The 17,897-nt window shown below is 56.3% G+C and carries 14 protein-coding genes; 8 read left to right on the top strand and 6 right to left on the bottom strand.

The annotated features are described in order from the left end of the window. Window positions 1–17: 17 nt before the first annotated feature. Window positions 18–2,438: a choice-of-anchor M domain-containing protein gene (locus tag Q4D85_RS00615; protein WP_303197494.1), complete on the bottom strand. Its 2,421-nt coding sequence runs from the start codon at window positions 2,436–2,438 to the stop codon at window positions 18–20. 358 nt (window positions 2,439–2,796) lie between these two features. Here Q4D85_RS00615 and Q4D85_RS00620 point away from each other — a divergent pair, with 358 nt between their 5' ends. Further along, a complete protein-coding gene (locus Q4D85_RS00620; protein WP_303197496.1) occupies window positions 2,797–3,645 on the top strand; it encodes an SDR family NAD(P)-dependent oxidoreductase in 849 nt (282 codons plus the stop codon). A 187-nt stretch (window positions 3,646–3,832) separates the two neighbouring features. After that, entirely contained in the window at window positions 3,833–5,464 is a 1,632-nt protein-coding gene (locus Q4D85_RS00625; RefSeq protein WP_303197498.1) for a peptide chain release factor 3, read from the top strand. A 163-nt stretch (window positions 5,465–5,627) separates the two neighbouring features. Here Q4D85_RS00625 and Q4D85_RS00630 read toward each other — a convergent pair whose 3' ends face one another. After that, window positions 5,628–6,563 carry a hypothetical protein gene (locus Q4D85_RS00630; RefSeq protein WP_303197500.1) on the bottom strand — a complete coding sequence of 312 codons (936 nt, stop codon included), beginning with the start codon at window positions 6,561–6,563 and terminating at the stop codon, window positions 5,628–5,630. A 348-nt stretch (window positions 6,564–6,911) separates the two neighbouring features. Continuing rightward, a complete protein-coding gene (locus Q4D85_RS00635; protein WP_303197501.1) occupies window positions 6,912–7,439 on the bottom strand; it encodes a hypothetical protein in 528 nt (175 codons plus the stop codon). 242 nt (window positions 7,440–7,681) lie between these two features. On the opposite strand from Q4D85_RS00635, the gene Q4D85_RS00640 reads away from it, so the two are divergent. Together Q4D85_RS00640 and Q4D85_RS00645 are read left to right on the top strand one after the other, a co-directional pair. Beyond that, a complete protein-coding gene (locus Q4D85_RS00640; protein ID WP_303197502.1) occupies window positions 7,682–10,324 on the top strand; it encodes a GNAT family N-acetyltransferase in 2,643 nt (880 codons plus the stop codon). Between the two features lie 119 nt (window positions 10,325–10,443). Next, window positions 10,444–11,607 carry an acetoin utilization protein AcuC gene (locus Q4D85_RS00645; RefSeq protein WP_303197503.1) on the top strand — a complete coding sequence of 388 codons (1,164 nt, stop codon included), beginning with the start codon at window positions 10,444–10,446 and terminating at the stop codon, window positions 11,605–11,607. Between the two features lie 28 nt (window positions 11,608–11,635). Here the strand turns inward: Q4D85_RS00645 and Q4D85_RS00650 are convergent, their stop codons facing one another. Further along, window positions 11,636–11,920 (bottom strand): hypothetical protein, encoded by a 285-nt coding sequence (locus tag Q4D85_RS00650; RefSeq protein WP_303197504.1) that lies wholly within the window; start codon window positions 11,918–11,920, stop codon window positions 11,636–11,638. 154 nt (window positions 11,921–12,074) lie between these two features. On the opposite strand from Q4D85_RS00650, the gene Q4D85_RS00655 reads away from it, so the two are divergent. After that, window positions 12,075–12,302 (top strand): hypothetical protein, encoded by a 228-nt coding sequence (locus Q4D85_RS00655; RefSeq protein ID WP_303197505.1) that lies wholly within the window; start codon window positions 12,075–12,077, stop codon window positions 12,300–12,302. Between the two features lie 48 nt (window positions 12,303–12,350). On the opposite strand, the gene Q4D85_RS00660 is transcribed toward Q4D85_RS00655, so the two are convergent. Then, the gene (locus Q4D85_RS00660; RefSeq protein ID WP_303197506.1) at window positions 12,351–13,127 is read right to left on the bottom strand and encodes an SDR family NAD(P)-dependent oxidoreductase; all 777 of its coding nucleotides are present in this window, start codon (window positions 13,125–13,127) and stop codon (window positions 12,351–12,353) included. 19 nt (window positions 13,128–13,146) lie between these two features. Next, the gene (locus Q4D85_RS00665; RefSeq protein WP_303197508.1) at window positions 13,147–14,355 is read right to left on the bottom strand and encodes an acyl-CoA dehydrogenase family protein; all 1,209 of its coding nucleotides are present in this window, start codon (window positions 14,353–14,355) and stop codon (window positions 13,147–13,149) included. 257 nt (window positions 14,356–14,612) lie between these two features. Here Q4D85_RS00665 and Q4D85_RS00670 point away from each other — a divergent pair, with 257 nt between their 5' ends. The 3 genes from Q4D85_RS00670 (at window position 14,613) to Q4D85_RS00680 (ending at window position 17,897) form a co-directional block, all read left to right on the top strand. Then, window positions 14,613–15,230 carry a TetR/AcrR family transcriptional regulator gene (locus tag Q4D85_RS00670; protein ID WP_303197510.1) on the top strand — a complete coding sequence of 206 codons (618 nt, stop codon included), beginning with the start codon at window positions 14,613–14,615 and terminating at the stop codon, window positions 15,228–15,230. Between the two features lie 255 nt (window positions 15,231–15,485). Further along, window positions 15,486–17,228, top strand: coding sequence for an AMP-binding protein (locus Q4D85_RS00675; RefSeq protein ID WP_303197511.1), 1,743 nt, complete (start codon window positions 15,486–15,488; stop codon window positions 17,226–17,228). Between the two features lie 159 nt (window positions 17,229–17,387). Next, entirely contained in the window at window positions 17,388–17,897 is a 510-nt protein-coding gene (locus tag Q4D85_RS00680) for a MarR family winged helix-turn-helix transcriptional regulator (protein ID WP_303197512.1), read from the top strand.

Genomic DNA, 17,897 nt, shown 5'->3' on the forward strand with positions numbered 1-17,897 from the left:
TGGAAGTTTGCGTGTGCTTAGAACCGCAGTCGTGCGAGCGCGGACTGCAGCATATTGCGCACCGGATCACTCATAACCGCCGCACCAACAGCAGCAATCACACCGATGATGGCAGCCACAATCGCCGCAATATGCCCGCCCTTCAACGTCGCGCTGCCCTCATTCGCCGGTGGCGTCTGCGTCGGTGGGGTTTGGGTTGGCGGTTGCGGTGCCGGAGGATTCTGCGTCGGTGGCGTCTGCGTTGGCGGTGTCTGAGTCGGTGGCTTCGGTGCCGGAGGGGTCTGGGCGTTGCCCAGCTGCTCGCACTCGGTGCCGGGTTGTGCGCCGACCACGAACGTCATGGTTTCTGGTGCAGAGGACACATTGGTGCCGTCTTTCGTGGTCGCCTTGTAGAAGGTCTCAAACCGGTAGACACCTGGTTTGCTAAACGCCCAACCGACGTGCGCGTGGGTGGCAATGTCAGTTTCGATCACGTGGTCCTTCGCCACCGAATTGGCCAACACTTTGATGTCGCCAGACAGGCCGTTTTCGCTAAAGACACCGAATACGGCGTCGGCAGGCATGGTGATTGGTTCCAAGTGCAGGCCGACTGGGCCGGAGAACTCATCGTAAGTGAGCTTCTCAGTGTTGTAGCCGGGCCACAAAACGTCCTGTTTTGGTGATTGCGGCAGGTGATAGAACTTCTCACCGGCCGGTACCAGGAAGTCGAGTTCGGGTTTCGCCAGTCCTTTTTCCCGTTTGCTTAAGGCATTGTCCCGAACCACGTTGACCACGTCACTGACCTTTCGACGGTAGGTGTCAAAACCTTCCGTGTTCGTTTGATCCAGCAAGGTCATGCTAAAGGCATTGCCGTTACGCTGGGCCTCAAGGTCAGTGTGACCGGATGCCAAAAGCAAGGATTCGCCGCATCGTTGCGGCTGCTCAGGCTGCCCATTCGGATTATCATCAGGAGAATCAGTAAAACGGGTCAATCCTGCTGGTGGATACATGGTTCTGCCCGAATCCGGAATCGCTTGATCCGATGTGATGGTGGCAGTATACGCATCCAGAGTGGGGTGTGGAATGACCTTAATGAAAGGGTACTGACCCGAAATGTCGTCGCGGCTGATATAAAAATCGCCCCGCCCATCAATGATAGGTGCCTCAATTATTTGGTCCACTGCAGTATCACCTACCTTTGATACGGTTCCGCCACGTAAAAAACCCACGAAATTCGGATCACTAACTTTAACGCTTACCTTGGCATAATCACTATTCCCAGGAACATCAGTGATTTCCACCGCGGCGGTGCTACCTTGCTTAATCGTCGTTGGAGGAAAGAACCTAGTATTTGCGGAGTTGTTGGTAGGGGCAAAAAGTTGCCCGGAACTTTCTTCTGATTGCACTGTGTGACTGCTCAAAAAGCTACGCTCAATCACAGGCGAAACCCAACGGGTGCCTGATCCAGTAGCCGGAAGAAACACTGCTTGCAGTCTGGAAGGCTTACTTCCAAATAATTCCGGCCATTCGGCACGCCCACCAACAACATTGATATCCGCAAGGTGGTATCCGTCGTTAAGCAATGTCAGCGTCCCGTTTAAGGTGGCGTCTTTCGCCCGGAATTGCACCAGTTCCAGGTTTTTATCGCCGTCTTTTTGCTGTGCTGGTTTATACGGCGCAACGCTGAGTTCATAGCCAGCTTCGGCGAGGTTGCCCTCCGGGGCAGCAGCGTAGAGATCTTCCAAGCTTTTCGATACCTCCGCTCGCGGCTCGGTGCCCCCCACCTGAACAATCTGTTGTTTTTCTCCCGAATGCACGACTGTTCCGTCTTTTAACCGAGCCACCGTGCGATACGTTAAGATGTGGCGGCCAGGTTTGGTAAATAAAATCGTGTTATGAGTGTGTTCTCCACTATTGAGCGGCCAAATGCGGGGGCTTTGGGCTGTTGATCCCAAGAAATTTCTGAGCCCTGCAGGAAAATCGTCATAATGGCTAAACAGGTGTACTTCACCGGGACCATCTACATTGAGCAGTTCTAGTGCCACGTTTCCATCACGAAACTCATTGAGAGGTAAAGCATCAGCACCGAATCCCCACCACAACGGATGATGCTGCCCCTCAGTTAATTGCGGCCCAGCGTAAAAAACATCGCCCGGCGCACCGATTTCGGTGAGGTGCCCGCTATCGGGAATAGTGAACTGATATTGATTTATCCCTCGACGGCTCCACCCTTTTCCGAGATAGATAACCGAAGATTCAAAATCATGGAGCACCCCGGCACCAGCAGAGGATTTCTGGTCAAAAGTTTTTGATTCGGAATCCCAAAACGTTTTCGGCGAGTCTATGTGAGTTTTGGCAATTACAGTTTTGCCATCATCTGGACCGGCATAGGCAATTTCAGGAGCCCCTGCCGCGATGATGCTTAGTGTAGCGAGAAAAGTGATTGTTGTGCGGGACATTCTTTTGCCTCCCAAAAGCAATTGAAAATCAATCCAATTAAGAACCCCTCATACCTTAAAGCTATTGATTTTCATTTGCAAAGAATCGGATTTATTACTTTCTAAGCCCACCTTTACAACACCCAATTTCCCGTTCCTTCCTGCACTTTCACCAGCATTCCCCTTCCCCCAACAAGGGGTATTGCAACGGCGCTACAGGCTTTTCGGATAGCGGTTTCTTTCGCTAACTTAAACCCCTTTCGATATTCATCTATGTCGATTTCAGGTTCCCTTAGGGCGACTATGTGGTTGCCACTTAGGCGCGACACTGCCGAATAATCTCTGCATCTTTTGCGGTGGTGGCCGTACACTGATACTCATGCGAACAATTGTCATAACCGGAGCTTCCGCTGGAATTGGTGCCGCCGCAGCGCGGCAATTAGCAAACGCCCACCCCAAAGATCGGCTTATTCTGGTCGGCCGCAATAAACAACGCACCGAAGAAATAGCCACAGAACTAGGGGCGATCGGGTTAACCGCCGATTTCGCTGACCTCGCGGATGTTATTGCGCTGGCCAGCGACATTCGGGGCATTACCGACCGGATTGACGTATTAGCCAACAATGCGGGCGGGCTTTTCGACGGCCCCACCTTAACCCGCGATGGATTTGAATTGACCTTCCAGATCAATCACCTCGCCCCCATGGTCTTAACCTGGCAATTGCTCGACACCCTCATTAAGTCCCAGGCATCAGTGGTGGCAACCGCATCGAAGATCAATGCCATAGCCAAGTTGGATCTCACCGACCTGAATGGGCTGCGGAATTTCAACAGCGGCTTTAATTACGCGAACGCTAAATTGGCGAATATCCTCTTCACCCAGGAATTACACCGCCGCTACCACTCACTTGGACTCAATACCGTGGCGTTTCACCCGGGGGTGGTATCCACGAATTTCTCCTTAGATTCCCACACCATTTTCCGCAAGCTTTACTCCTCCCCCCTCATGTCCTCCTTCGGCTCCTCACCGGAGAAAGGCGGAGAAAACCTCGCCTACTTCATCGACGGCACCCCCGGCATCATGTGGAAGTCCGGCGAATACTACTCCGACAACCGCAAACCAGGGCGCATCAGTCTCACCGCAAAGAAACCCGGCTTGGCGCAACGCCATTTCGAGGTGTGCTCCAAGATGCTCGGCATCGAGTGGAAACCCGCCGCCGAAAACTGACAGCTACCAGCTTCGGTCACCTATGTCCGTTGTTGACAAAACGGACGAAAGAATGCCCGGTAAACCGTGACCGGCGGCGACCTTCGGCGTCGAAAAGCTAAAGTGTGCGCACATGTAATCCTCCGGTCATAACGATGACCCCGCAATGCACTAATGTGTAGTAGGCATTGATTTTTGAAAGGAACCCATGTCCACACTCGCCGAGGCAGCCCGCCGTCGCACATTTGCCGTCATTGCTCACCCCGACGCTGGTAAGTCAACCCTGACCGAAGCTCTCGCGCTGCACGCTCACGTGATCTCCGAGGCAGGCGCCGTCCACGGTAAAGCGGGACGAAAAGCCACCGTTTCCGACTGGATGGAAATGGAAAAGGACCGCGGAATTTCGATCGCCTCCTCCGCCCTGCAATTCGAATACGCCCCAGACGGGCACCAGGGCGAACCATACATGATTAACCTCGTGGACACCCCAGGTCACGCCGACTTTTCCGAGGACACCTACCGGGTACTCACCGCCGTCGACGCCGCCGTCATGCTTATCGACGCCGCCAAAGGCCTCGAACCCCAAACCCTCAAACTGTTCCGGGTATGTAAAGCACGGGGGCTACCCATCATCACCGTGATTAACAAGTGGGACCGGCCCGGACGCAGCCCACTAGAGCTTGTCGACGAAATCGTCACCGAAATCGGATTACAACCCACCCCGCTATTCTGGCCAGTTGGCGAAGCAGGCGATTTCCGGGGCTTAGCCCGCATCAACGACGACGGCGAGGCGGAAGAATACATCCACTTCCTGCGCACTGCCGGCGGTTCCACCATCGCCCCGGAAGAACACTACAGCCCAGACGAAGCGCACTCGAAGGAATCGGACGTGTGGGAAACCGCAGCCGAAGAAGTCGAACTGCTCGCCGCCGACGGTGCGCTTCACGATCAAGAACTCTTCCTCGACTGCACCACCTCGCCGCTGATTTTCGCCTCCGCGATGCTCAATTTCGGCGTCCACCAAATCCTCGACACATTGTGTGCACTCGCCCCCGCCCCCGCAGGCCGCGACTCCGATCCCGCCGCAGTGGCGCAGGCAACCAGCTCGATTGACGAACACCGCAGCATCGACGACGACTTTTCCGGCGTGGTGTTCAAAGTGCAAGCAGGCATGGACAAAAACCACCGCGACTCTCTGGCGTTTATGCGCATCGTCTCCGGCGAATTCGACCGCGGAATGCAGGTTACCCACGCCCAATCTGGCCGCAGTTTCTCCACCAAATATGCGTTGACCGTGTTCGGCCGCACCCGTTCAACCGTCGAGACTGCCTTCCCCGGCGACATCGTCGGCCTTGTTAATGCCGGATCCCTCGCGCCGGGCGACACCATTTACGCGGGGCGCAAGGTCCAATTCCCGCCCATGCCGCAATTCGCACCGGAGCATTTCCGCACGCTGCGGGCGAAAAGCTTGGGCAAATACAAGCAATTCCGCAAAGCCCTGGATCAACTCGCGGCCGAAGGCGTGGTGCAAATCCTGCGCAATGATGCACGTGGCGACGCCGCGCCGGTCATGGCGGCGGTGGGCCCCATGCAGTTCGAAGTGATGATGGCCCGCATGGAAAACGAATACAACGTGGAAACCGTGGCCGACCCTATTCCGTATTCGGTGGCGCGCCGCACCACCGCCGCGACCGCACCGGAATTGGGCAAACAGCGCGGCGTGGAAATCTTCACCCGCGCCGACGGCGAACTGGTCGCTTTGTTCGGCGATAAGTGGAAGCTGGCGTTCATTGAGAAAGAGCACCCCGAATTTGAGCTATTCCCCATGGTGGCGGACTAATCGCCGCAACGCCGTTACGTTTGGCTGCTAACGGCTGCTCGACGGCTAGGCTAATGACAAGGCCGCTGGCCCAGATACCTGATGATGACTCTGGGCCAGCGGCCGTATTTATTATTTATATAGATTTTCAGCGGTTATGCGGTCTGTGAAAACGGGCGGAAATCTAGGCAAAAACCTTGCGGATAAATTCCCACACCTTAGTCAAGGCACCGCCGAGGACGCCAAAGATTTTGGCCAACGCCTGGGACGAGGATTTATCCTGCGACTTCGGCGTATCTGGTTGGCTGGGGGTGGAAGTGTCCGTGCTGGAATTCGGTTGGCTAGTTTCTGTAGGCCGATCCGTCGGTGCCGGATTGTTGGCTCCTGGTTCTGGAAGCGCTACCTGCTTGCACTTATTAAAGTGCTCATCGCCGACGACAACCGTCAGCCGCTTCTTCGGGCTTTGCATCTTGCCACCCACGGGGGTTTCGGCGCTGTAATACGCGTCGAATGTATACACACCCGGCTTCCAGAAAGCCCAGGTAAAGGAATTCCGGAACGGCTTTTTCATGTCGAAATCGTAGTCACCCCGCAACGAGTCCATAAGCACTTCCCGTTCCACCCGGGGCGAAATGTAAAGATAAATGCCGAAAGAAGTATCAGCCGGTACTGATACCGGATCAAGGTGGGTTGTGACCTTGTTATTGTATTGGGCGAAATCCAGGGCGGTGGTATCGAACTCAACTTCAACCCGGTGGTTTTTGCCCTCACTCATATTGTAGAAGCGGCCACCCACGGGCCCCATAAAGTCGAGATTCGAATCGCCTAATTCCATTTCACCGCGCTCGAAATAGCTATTGTTCTTGATACCAATGACCACATCTTCAACTTCCCGCATCTGTGTCTCGGGACTGTAGTGTTTGGTTTCGTCCTGTAGTTTCATGGTGAAGCTATCGTCGATACGCTCCACCCGCAGCGCGGTGGTGCCCTCATGCAGAAGCATTTTATTAGCGCAGACGCTTTCTTCTTGGCCGGCATTGGGGTCTGCCTGGCTTACTGCCGGGAATATCATCCCGGTTGCCGTGATGATCGCAATCGGTGCAATCAGTGACTTTCGCATGGGTCGAGTGCCTTTCCTCCCCGTTCCATTCGGCGTCATGAGCAGCACCTATGTGCAGTGCCCGGTTGTTGGCATGCGGTGTGGTTACGCACACCAACGTAAGCTGTTACCCCGTCTAGTTTTACCGCGACGGTAGGCATACGGCGAAAGCCAACTCCCGATTGGAATAGATGATTATCGAACTTGGGTTGTGCAAGCCATAAGTGTAACCAAGCTGATTGATAAGAAACGGTTACTCGTAGCGATTTGCCGCACTAATGTCGCAATAATGCGACTTTCCCACCCAAATAGGGTCAATAACGAAAAATGGCGGCTCTGTCACCAGAACCACCATATCGTTGTGAAGTTTTAGTTCAGGAAGTACTCCACCAAGTAAACATGCCCACTCTTCGCAGCAGTAGCTACACCGAAATGCTTGCCACCTGGCAAATCGTTAGGGGTGCGGCTCAGCCACGCAATATGGGCCTCTGCCTCAGCAGGAGTCATCTTATAGACGTTTCCGCTGCCCTTATCCAAATGAGTGACACCATCGCCAGCGTTTCCATAGAAAACCACTTGACCATTGACCGCTTGCTGCGCCCATTCCTGAGCGATCGCCTGCGCGTGAAGGTCGTGCTTATGCCCTGATTGGGTGAGGTGCTTCTCGGTTGCAGACTTCAGGCGAGCCCGCAGATCGGAGGTCAACACAGGGGTATCGTCGGGGCGCAATTGCTCCGGCACCGCAATGTGGTGCTGATCCGCGAAAGCCAAAACATCGTTAGGAAGTACAAATTGAACAGTGCTGCTTCCAGGCAGCGGTTGCGCGGCGGCTAGCGGAGCGCCACCAAATGCTACGGCTACAGCCAGTGTGGCTGCGGTGAATAAACGGCGAATCATGCCCCTTACTTTGTCATAAAACTCACACCACTAGGAACTTGAAAATCAAAAGTATGCCGCTTTGTTATAAAACGCCCCTCAAACAGGGGAAAACGCAGATTTACAGCAGGTTTTTCACCCCCGTCGATACACCTGTTACGCCTTGAATAAATTTAGACAATTCCTAAGTTATTTCGACACCGAAATACTTTTCTGGAATGTAGTATAGATCACAAAATCTAGCAGTAGGATGTGATCTACCTATGCCCACCGCCCCCAAGCATTGGGAAGCCGACGTCATCCTCAACGACGGCGGCATCGCAACATTACGCCCAATCCGCGCAGAAGACCGCGAGGAAATAATCAGCTTCTATTCGCGAGTATCACCAAAATCGAAATACCTGCGGTTTTTCTCCACCCACCCCACACTCTCCGACGACGATCTCAAGCAATGGCTCGACATTGATTTCCATAACTCGGTCACCTTGGTGCTGGTCGAGCGGGAAAAAATCGTCGCCACCGCCCGCTACGAGGTCGTTGAGCAATTCCTGCCTGCCCGGGTCGCCGACGTCTCCTTCCTGGTACAAGACGACCACCACGGCCGGGGCGCTGGCAATATCTTGCTAGAACACCTGGCCCAGATTGGCCGGGAATGCGGCATCGAGCGGTTCTTTGCGGAAATCCTGACCGAAAACCGCTCCATGGTTCAGGTATTCATCCGCGCTGGTTACGAGGTAAAACCCGAGTTAGAAGACGGCTTCATCGTGGTCGACTTCCCCATCGAAGCTTCCGCCACCTCCAAAGAAGTGATGGAACGTCGGGAATTACGTGCCGAAGCCAGCTCCATTAGGCGGTTGTTAAACCCTAAATCCGTCGCCATCGTAGGTGATGTTGATGATCTGCAACGCATCGTCCCGCAGATCGTCTCCGCCCGGTTCTCCGGGCAAATCCACATCGCCACCCACGACCACGACTCAATGACCGCGGCGGAACACCTGCGCACCATCGTCGGCGATATCGACCTGGTAGTCATGAGCCACGATGCCAGCCATGTCGATGACATTTTGGCCGCCGCCGCGGAGAAGAATGCCGTCGGAGTGATCTTCCTTGCCCAAGGACATAACCCCAAAGTTTCTCGGGAAGACGCGGTGCATTTCATCCAACAGGCTCGGTCCTACGGGCTGCGCGCCTTAGGGCCAGCCGCCTTAGGGCTTATCAATACCGATCCTGAGGTGCGACTCAATGCCTCCCCCGCGCCCATGCCCCGGCGCGGTTCAGTCGGACTATTCACCCAATCCGCTGGGGTGGCCACATTGACGCTATCGCACGCTCTTAATCGCGGCAGCGGTCTCAGCTCGTTTATCTCAGCCGGTTCCTTCGCCGATGTGACCGGCAACGATGTTATCCAGTTCTGGGCGAACGACGAGCGCACCAAGATTTGTTTACTCTCCCTCGACGTGGTCGGTAACCCGCGCAAATTCTTCCGGGTGCTACGCCGGTTGGCCTTGGAAAAGTACGTGGTGGTGTTCATCCCGTCCCGGGCGTTGAAATCGGCGCGCCATTACGAATTAGAGGGGTTGGCGACCGCCTCGCCGGAGGCATTAGATAAGGTGATTCGGGAAACCGGCGCCATGGTTGTCACCCGACGCGACGCAATGTACGACATCGCACAGTTCCTGGCCCGGCAACCGGTGCCAAAGGGCCGGTGCGTGACATTGATTTCCAATTCAGCTGGGCTGAGTGAACAAATGCGGCAATCGGCCGAGCGATTCGGTTTCTCACCGACCTCGATAACGGTAACCGGTGACCCGTTGGGCATTATCGACGAAACGGCGGCAGCCCTCAACGATCCGCGCACCGACCTGGTGTTTAGCGGGATCGTGGAGATCAACGAACCCGTCTTGGAGCGCGCCTGGCAGGGATTGAGCGAGTTGGCTGCTGCTGATACTGGTACCCCGTTGATGGCTACGTTCGTGGGTTTCCGGGAATTCTCACCTCCGGAAACTGCTGTCGAGGAAACCCAGGGGCAATTGCCGGTGTATGCCACCTATGCCGATGCGTTGGAGGCGGTGTCCGCGATCGTGGACAACGAACAATTGCGGGCGGCAGCCCGACCGCATCCCGACGATGAACTCGGCGCTGGCGATAGCGTGCGGGCGAAAGAGATTGTGGCGGGCATTGTCGCCGATTCACCGAACGGCCGGTGGGCAACCGATGCGGAGACCTCTGAAATTCTTGCTGCTTATGGGGTTCATATCGTGCCGTGGCAGCCGGTTAATTCGCTGGACGCGGCGATCAGTGCTGCTGAGGAATACGGCTGGAATGTGGTGTTGAAGTCGGTGCATCCGGTCGTGCGGGGGCGACCGGAGTTAAACGCCGTCATTCGCCATATCGCCGATGCGGAGATGATGCGCCAAGCGTGGGCGTCGTTAACGGAATTGGCCCATAACCTCGGGGTAGCTGACGCGGCGGATGATTCCCCCACCGCATTATTGCCGGTGGTTCAGCCCACGGTGAAGCCGGGGGCGTCGTTGACCATTCGTGCTATTGAAGATCCGGTATTGGGTCCGATGGTGTCTGCCGGAATCGCCGGTATTTCCACCGATTTATTGGGTGACTTGTCGTGGCGCGTGCCGCCAGTACGCCGCATCGACGCGCGCAGCATGTTGGATGGGCTGGGTGCGGCACCGCTGTTGCATGGTTATCGGGGTACGAAACCAACCCGATTGGATACCTTGGAACAGGTGATTATGCGGGTTGCCCAGCTCAAGGACGATATTTCTTCCATCGTTGAGGTGGAACTGAATCCGGTTATTGCGGGTATTGACGACACCGCGATCGTGGGTGCCCGGTTGCGGATAGCACCGCTTGCTGCCGAACGGGATCCGCTTGCGCGTTCCCTGTAGCAAACCCCTAAGTCAACCCGCTGCCCCGCTGATGCGGCACCCGGTTCGATGGCCATAACTTTAGGTGCCGCACAAACTACCAACCACACGATGTGCCAAGAGGTGTGAGGAGGACGACCATGACGTCGCCGAAACCGTTGTTAATCCATACCGCCGAGTTATTGGAGTATTCCTTCGGCGACGACCATCCGATGGGGCCCGATCGGGTGCGGCTTGCCATGGAACTTTCCGATCACTTCGGGGTGTTGGATCTTTTCGATATTGCCGAGCCGCCAAGTGATTGTGACCAATACGTCCGGTTGGTCCATTCCGATGAGTACATTGCGGCCCTGCAGTCGGGCGAGCCGCACCCGGAGGCGGGTATCGGCGATCATGAGCACCCAGTGGTGCCGGAATTGCCGAAAGTTGCGGCCCGGGTGGTTGGCGCGACCGTTGCCGCCGCCCAGGCGGTGTGGTTGGGAAGCCACAGCCGTGCCGTGAATCTCTCGGGTGGGTTGCACCACGCCAGCGCCCACGCCCAGCGTGGGTTTTGCATGTATAACGATGCCGGTGCCGCGATCCAGTGGTTGCTAGATAATGGCGCCACGCGGGTGGCGTATATCGACTTGGATGCCCACCACGGCGATGGCGTGGAGGAGATGTTTTGGAACGATCCACGGGTATTGACGTTCTCGGCGCATGAGTCGGGGTTGTATCTGTTTCCGCACACGGGTTTTGCTCACGATATTGGCGGTAGTGATGCAGCCGGAACGGCGATTAATATCGCCCTGCCCCGCCACGTAACCGATAGGGAGTGGTTGCAGGCGGTACATGGGATTATTCCGCCGCTGTTGCAGCGGTTCCGCCCGGAGATCATCATTTCGCAGCATGGGGCCGATCCGCATATTAACGACCCGCTCGCTGATCTCGACTTGTCCATCAACGCCATGACGTTGGCGTATCGCAGCGTTGCCCGGTGGGCGGAGAAATTCGCGGGCGGTAAGTGGGTGGCGATTGGCGGCGGTGGCTACTACCGGGATTCGGTGGCACGTGCTTGGACCCAGGTATTGGCTACGGTCGCGGGTGCAGAGCTGGATCCGCGCGCGAAGTTGCCGCAGAACTGGCAGGAGCGCGCCCGCTGCGCATCCGATATGACCTTAGGTGACATGGATGCGGAAGCAGGTTTGGTGGATTTTCGGCCAGAACGCATCATGACGAATGCCGCCTGCGCGCCGATGGTGGCCACGTCAAAGTCGATTTTCCCGTATTGGGGGTTGGAGCCCTACCGGGGCCATGCGACTTAAGCGAAAGTTTTTGCTTGTCGACGCCTCACTAGGCACCGTCGTTACGGTTGAGTGCTTTCTCTAGGCAATATCGTTCGATCACCATGATGTAGACGATTGCGGCCAACATTCCGATGATTGTAGGCATCACTGCGCCGAGGTCATCGGCCATGAGCTCAGGTGGGAGGAGCCAGCGCAGCACGGTGCCTATCACGGAGTAGAGAATCAACGAGCTCAACAGCGTGATGGTTATAAATCGACGTGAAGCTGCCGAAAAGAAGCCGCGTTTTGATGAAAACGTTGAGGTGATTTTGAAGCCAAACCAATCAAGCATTGCGCTTTATCCTTCGTCGTCAAGCGGCACGAATGTATGCGTGCTGGCACGTTGCATGCCGTGCTATCCCAGTATCATGTGAGCCACTCCACTATATAGCTTTCGCTATACTGGTGGAACCGGTGTCTTTCCGACCGTGTTTAGGAGACGAAGTATGGCTGAGAATCGTTCCTCCCGTTGGACGTTTAGCATTTCGTGGAAGAGCCTGTTATTCCGGTGGGTCACGCTAGTCGTCGGCATGTTTGTGTACATGTATGTTTTGAAACTGATTGGGGTCACTGCCGCTTTCGATTGGGAACAATTTGGAAATGTGGTTGTGTTAGGCACGCTGATTCTGTTTCTCATTGGTGTCTATGGCAGGCCGCGCAACGACAAGTTGTAAATATAAAACCGGCCATCCGCGTCTGACAGATCGCCGGTTTCGTGTTTTCTATCTCGGCGGCATGCGCAGCGCGCCGTCGATACGAATGGTCTCGCCGTTGAGGTAGCCGTTGTCGATGATGGCGGCAACGAGAGCCGCGTATTCCTCTGGCTTGGCCATGCGCTTCGGGAATTGCACCAAGTTTTCCAGTTCGGTGCGGTATTCGTCGGAAATGGACGCCATCATGGGGGTTTCCACGATGCCCGGCGCGATGGCGACCACCCGCACCCCCACTCCGGCGAGGTCCCGAGCGGCACAGATAGCGAGGGAATGCACCCCGCCTTTCGACGCCGCATAGGCGGCCTGGCCGATCTGCCCTTCGAATGCCGCGACCGATGCGGTATTGATGATGACGCCGCGCTGCCCATCGGCGTCGGCTGGTTCTTGGCTAGCCATCACCCCGGCGGCTGCGTTTAGCACGTTGAAGGTGCCGATCAGGTTGACGTTGATGGTGGTTGCGAACAATTGTGGGTCGTGGGAGCCTTTGCGGCCGACGATTCGCATGGATGGGCAGATTCCGGCGCAGTTGACTGCCACCCGAAGCGGTGCGAGTGCGGCGGCCTGTTCCACGCCCTGCTTGACTTGTTCGAAGTCGGTGACGTCGATAGGCAGGTAGGTAATCGAATCCTTGGCGGTGCCGGTTTCGCGTGCTTTGGCGATGCTGGATTCTAAGTCGAAGGCGACGACGGCGACCCCGGCGTCGGCAAGCATACTAGCGGTGGCAGCGCCTAGCCCCGATGCGCCACCAGTGACCACTGCGGAGAAGTTTCCATCAGTAATTTTCATGTCAAAGACCTTTTCTTTTTTAAACGAATGCCGACTGACCGGTGATCGCCCGGCCGACGATGAGGGAGTTAATTTCGTAGGTCCCTTCGTAGGTGAACAGAATCTCCACGTCATTGAGCATCTTGGACAGATCGTTCTGGGTGAGAATGCCGTCACCGCCGCCGATGGCGCGGCCCGCCGCCGCCGATTCCCGGGCTAGCCGGGTGGTGGTGGCTTTCGCCAAAGCCGCATAGGGCATTTCCAACCTCCCTTCGGACTGCACCCAGGCGAGCTGCGCCATCATGCTTAACGACGCAGTGGCGTTGCCGAGAATCCTGGACAGTGCTTCTTGGATCAATTGGAATTTCGCGATTGGTTTTCCAAACTGTTCGCGTTTAAGGGCGAACTCGCGGGCTTTATCGAAGATTCCTAATTGGATTCCCGCGCCTTGCCACCCCACCCAGGCGCGGGAGTTTTTCAGGTAGGTGTTGGTTGCTTTGAAGGACTCCGCCCCCGGCAGAAGATTGTCGTGCGGGATGACAACATCATTGAACCCAAGGTCGGCGTTTTGCATGATCCGCAGTCCCATCTTGCGGGCGATTTTCTCCCTGGTCACCCCGGGCCGGTCCAGTTCGACGATGAAGCCTTTGATCTCATCATCGGCAACGTCGCGGGCAAAGACGATGGCGAAATCGGCGAAGGTTCCGCCGCCGATCCACCGTTTCTTGCCGTTGATAACCCAACCCTCATCCGTGCGGGTGGCGGTGGTGGCCAGACCACCTGCGATATCGGATCCGTGGTCCGGTTCCGTAAGCGCGAAGCAGCCGATCTTCTTGAACTTTCTCAAACCCTCGATCCACGTGGCGCGGTGTTCGTCCGAACCAAGATTGTGGACTAGTTCCAGCACCAGCTCATTATGGATTCCCACCAGCGCCGAAAGCGACACATCTGCCCGAGTTACTTCGGCGTAAACGAGGCCTTTGAAAAGGCGGGAATAGCCGGAAAATTCCAGCTCCCCTAACCCGAGGTCGGCGAGTTTCTCCAGCAGGTGGAACGGAAATTCTTCCCGGTCCCAATATTCGCCCGCGACGGGTCGAATTTCGGTTTGCAGGAATGTGTGGATTTCCTGCAGTTTTTCTTGTTCTTCTTGGGTGAGCCGGTCTGCTACGCCGAAGAAGTCGGCGTGGGGAAACGGAATGTTGTCCAGGTACTCGCAGCCAGGAATGCTGGTGGAAAGGATCGGTGCCATGAGTTGAAAATTCCTTACTTGTAGTAGAAGTGGCGGTCGAGGGTGGATTGTGAAGAAGAAATCACGCCGGTGCGGTAGGGATATTTTCGAAAGTCCAGTGACATGGCGGGCGGTTGTTACCGTGTGGCAGGACTCCCCAGTGAAATAATCGCCCCCATCGGCAGTACGATTATGTACGCAAGTGTACCGTCAACTATGGCACACGTCACTACTTTCTGTAATTTTCTTTCACATTTACCCCATGGAACAATGAAGCCATGACGACAAAAACCCAGCACGAAACCTCAAAACCGACCGAATCCTCAACCGCCCCCGCCACCCTCACCCCCAGACAGCGGGCACTTTTTAGCGATCTTTTGCAATCATTCCTCACCGACGGCTTCGAATCCTTCACCATTGATGGCGCAACCAGGAAATTCCACTGCTCCAAGTCCACCATTTACGCATTGGGCGGCAGTCGCGATGAGGTTATCCGGCGGGTTCTCATAAGCTTTTTCCGGGAAGTTACCCGCCGCACCGATATCGCGTTGCGCAGTTACAAGTCACCCAAATCCGCGCTTGAACACTACTTTCATGCGATCGGTACCGCATTAGAACCGGCGAGCGAGGCATTCATGCGCGACCTCGCGAAAGAGCCCGTAGCCAAAGAAATCTACGACACCAACACCAAGGCCGCGACCAAAAAGATCGCGGCACTCATTGAAAAAGGCGTGGCAAATGGTGACTTCAGAACAGAAAACCCCGATTTCATCGCAGCACTTATCGCAACCAGCCTCGAACAGATCCAACAAGGAACCTTCTCGGAAACAATCGACGCACACCAAGCATATCGCCAGTTCGGAACGCTTTTACTCCACGGGTTAAGTAACCACTAGCAACACGCCACATAGTGTCACCCACTCACCCTACAGACCGATAGCACTTGTGCATACAGCCGGGATCTGTCGCCGCTACCTGCCCGGAAGAAAAAAGTGTAAAAAATTCCGGCAAAAACCCTCCCATTTATTTCGAAGTTTAACTATAGTCAAGTGAGACGCACGCCACATTATTGGCTGTGACTGATTTAGAACACAGTTTTTAGGTTTCATCTCAGGCCAATAATTGACCACACAAGGAGGGTCTTAGTCCACATGACTGACACAACCACGACCAACACAGCACAATTCAAAGCCGCCCGCGACTTCCTCGTCGACAAGCGGGAAGACTACGATGCCGCCCGCGACGGATTCGAATGGCCCCGATTTGAAAAGTTCAACTTCGCCCTCGACTGGTTCGACTACCTCGGCACCGACGAAGCCTCCCGCGATCGGGAAGCACTGGTCATTTGCGAAATCGACGGCAGCCAAACCCGCCGCACCTTCGCCGAACTCTCGCGCCGCTCATCACAGCTCGCCAACTGGTTGACGGAAGTAGGAGTACAACGCGGCGACCGGGTCATGCTCATGCTCAATAACCAGGTGGAACTGTGGGAATCCATGTTGGCGTGCATCAAAGCAGGTTTCGTCCTTAACCCAGCCACCGCCATGCTTGGCGAAGCAGACCTCCAAGACCGCACGGAACGCGCCGACATCTCCTGGGTTATCGCCAACGGCGACGACGCGGCTAAGTTCGAAGCCGTGACCGGCGACTTCACTGTCATCCAAGTCGGCGACGACCCGAACGCCCAAGATTCCCACCCGACGCTGCGGTATTCCGATTCCTACGATGCAAGCGAAACCTACACCCCCACCCAGGACACGGACGCCAACGAAACCTTATTGCTGTATTTCACCTCCGGCACCACCTCCAAGGCGAAATTGGTCGAACATACCCACACCTCCTATCCGGTAGGTCACCTGACCACCATGTACTGGATCGGGTTGGCTCCCGGCGACGTGCACCTCAATGTGGCCGCACCAGGCTGGGCCAAGCATGCGTGGTCCAACTTCTTCGCCCCGTGGATCGCTGGCGCGACCGTGTTCTTGTACAACTACGCGCGTTTCGACGCCGCCGCGCTGATGGCAACCATGGACGCCGAGGGCGTGACCTCCTTCTGCGCACCACCAACCGTGTGGCGCATGCTCGCCCAGGCCGACCTCTCCCGGCTGCAGAAGCCGCCAACAAAGCTGGTGGCGGCGGGCGAACCGCTCAACCCCGAGATGATCGCCCAGGTGGAAAAGGCGTGGGGAACCACCATCCGCGACGGATTCGGCCAAACCGAGTCCTCGGTTCAGATCGCCAACACCCCCGGCCAGCCGGTCAAACCAGGCTCAATGGGACGCCCGCTTCCCGGCATGGACGTCGTCTTGGTCGACCCAGTCACCGGTGAGGTATCCAACCACGGCGAAATCTGTATGCGCATCGATCCGCGCCCAGTCGGCCTCACCCCTGGCTATTTCGGCGATCCAGAGAAAAACGCCGATACCTTCCGGGACGGTTTCTACCACTCCGGCGACATCGCGGAACAGGACGAGGACGGATACATCACCTACATCGGCCGCGGCGACGACGTATTCAAGGCCTCCGATTACCGGTTGTCTCCGTTCGAATTGGAATCCGCAGTCATTGAACACGAAGCCGTGGCCGAAGTCGCCGTGGTGCCGTCTCCCGACCCGATTCGCCTCGCAGTCCCTAAGGCATACGTGGTGCTAGCAGCCGGTTTTGAGCCGAATGCCGAAACCGCTGAGTCAATTCTCAAGCACTGCCGTGAAGCACTGGCACCGTATAAGCGCATTCGCCGCTTGGAATTCCATGACCTGCCAAAGACGGTGTCCGGCAAGATCCGCCGCGTGGACCTGCGCAAGCGGGAGATCGAAATCCATGCCAGCGACCCAGATGCGGCAAAGGTGGGCGCGGAATTCTGCGACGCCGACTTCCCATCGCTAAAGGGCTAGTTCGCACCCTCTCACCTCTTCCTACGCCACCGCACAGGTGGTGTGGCAAGAGGTGATTTTTTCACCATCACCGCCGGTTATCGGTTTTAGTGCATTCGATTCCATGGATTAGAATTTTTTACATCACATGAAGACCATTAGTGAGCAGCGGAGACTACAATGCCAACGCCTCGTTCCCCCATCGATTCCATCGCCGAAGCAAAACGCAACTGGCAAGCCCACGGCTGGGAAGAAGCCGCACCCGGCATGGCCACCGTCACAGCCGCCATCCGGGTGGCCCAGTTGTTGCGGCATCGCGCTGAGGAAATCCTTGACCCGTTCGGCATTAGCTTTTCCCGTTACGAGTTACTCGCGCTTTTAATGTTCTCCCGCACCGGCGCCCTACCGATGTCGAAAGCAAGCACCCGTCTAAACGTGCCGCCCGCGTCGGTGACCCACACGGTAAGCCGCCTGGAAAAGGAAGGACTCGTCCGGCGTATCCCGGACCCTAACGACGGCCGTGGCACCCTCGTTTCCATCACCGACCAAGGAATCACCCTGGTCAACGCCGCAACGCCTGAGTTAAACAAGTTCTTCACCGACTTCGGACTTGACGCTGCCGACCGGGACCAGCTTTTCGCCCTTTGCAACACGTTGCGCGACGCCCTGGGCGAAAACGTCGAAAAGTGA

Source organism: Corynebacterium sp. (assembly GCF_030532965.1).
GTDB lineage: Bacteria > Actinomycetota > Actinomycetes > Mycobacteriales > Mycobacteriaceae > Corynebacterium.

Bases quoted from the DNA above. Each gene is read 5' to 3' on its own strand.
- Q4D85_RS00615 (WP_303197494.1), bottom strand. From the start codon at position 2,438: ATGTCCCGCACAACAATCACTTTTCTCGCTACACTAAGCATCATCGCG.
- Q4D85_RS00630 (WP_303197500.1), bottom strand. From the start codon at position 6,563: ATGCGAAAGTCACTGATTGCACCGATTGCGATCATCACGGCAACCGGG.
- Q4D85_RS00655 (WP_303197505.1), top strand. From the start codon at position 12,075: ATGGCTGAGAATCGTTCCTCCCGTTGGACGTTTAGCATTTCGTGGAAG.
- Q4D85_RS00640 (WP_303197502.1), top strand. From the start codon at position 7,682: ATGCCCACCGCCCCCAAGCATTGGGAAGCCGACGTCATCCTCAACGAC.
- Q4D85_RS00635 (WP_303197501.1), bottom strand. From the start codon at position 7,439: ATGATTCGCCGTTTATTCACCGCAGCCACACTGGCTGTAGCCGTAGCA.
- Q4D85_RS00660 (WP_303197506.1), bottom strand. From the start codon at position 13,127: ATGAAAATTACTGATGGAAACTTCTCCGCAGTGGTCACTGGTGGCGCA.
- Q4D85_RS00665 (WP_303197508.1), bottom strand. From the start codon at position 14,355: ATGGCACCGATCCTTTCCACCAGCATTCCTGGCTGCGAGTACCTGGAC.
- Q4D85_RS00675 (WP_303197511.1), top strand. From the start codon at position 15,486: ATGACTGACACAACCACGACCAACACAGCACAATTCAAAGCCGCCCGC.
- Q4D85_RS00645 (WP_303197503.1), top strand. From the start codon at position 10,444: ATGACGTCGCCGAAACCGTTGTTAATCCATACCGCCGAGTTATTGGAG.
- Q4D85_RS00670 (WP_303197510.1), top strand. From the start codon at position 14,613: ATGACGACAAAAACCCAGCACGAAACCTCAAAACCGACCGAATCCTCA.
- Q4D85_RS00680 (WP_303197512.1), top strand. From the start codon at position 17,388: ATGCCAACGCCTCGTTCCCCCATCGATTCCATCGCCGAAGCAAAACGC.
- Q4D85_RS00620 (WP_303197496.1), top strand. From the start codon at position 2,797: ATGCGAACAATTGTCATAACCGGAGCTTCCGCTGGAATTGGTGCCGCC.
- Q4D85_RS00625 (WP_303197498.1), top strand. From the start codon at position 3,833: ATGTCCACACTCGCCGAGGCAGCCCGCCGTCGCACATTTGCCGTCATT.
- Q4D85_RS00650 (WP_303197504.1), bottom strand. From the start codon at position 11,920: ATGCTTGATTGGTTTGGCTTCAAAATCACCTCAACGTTTTCATCAAAA.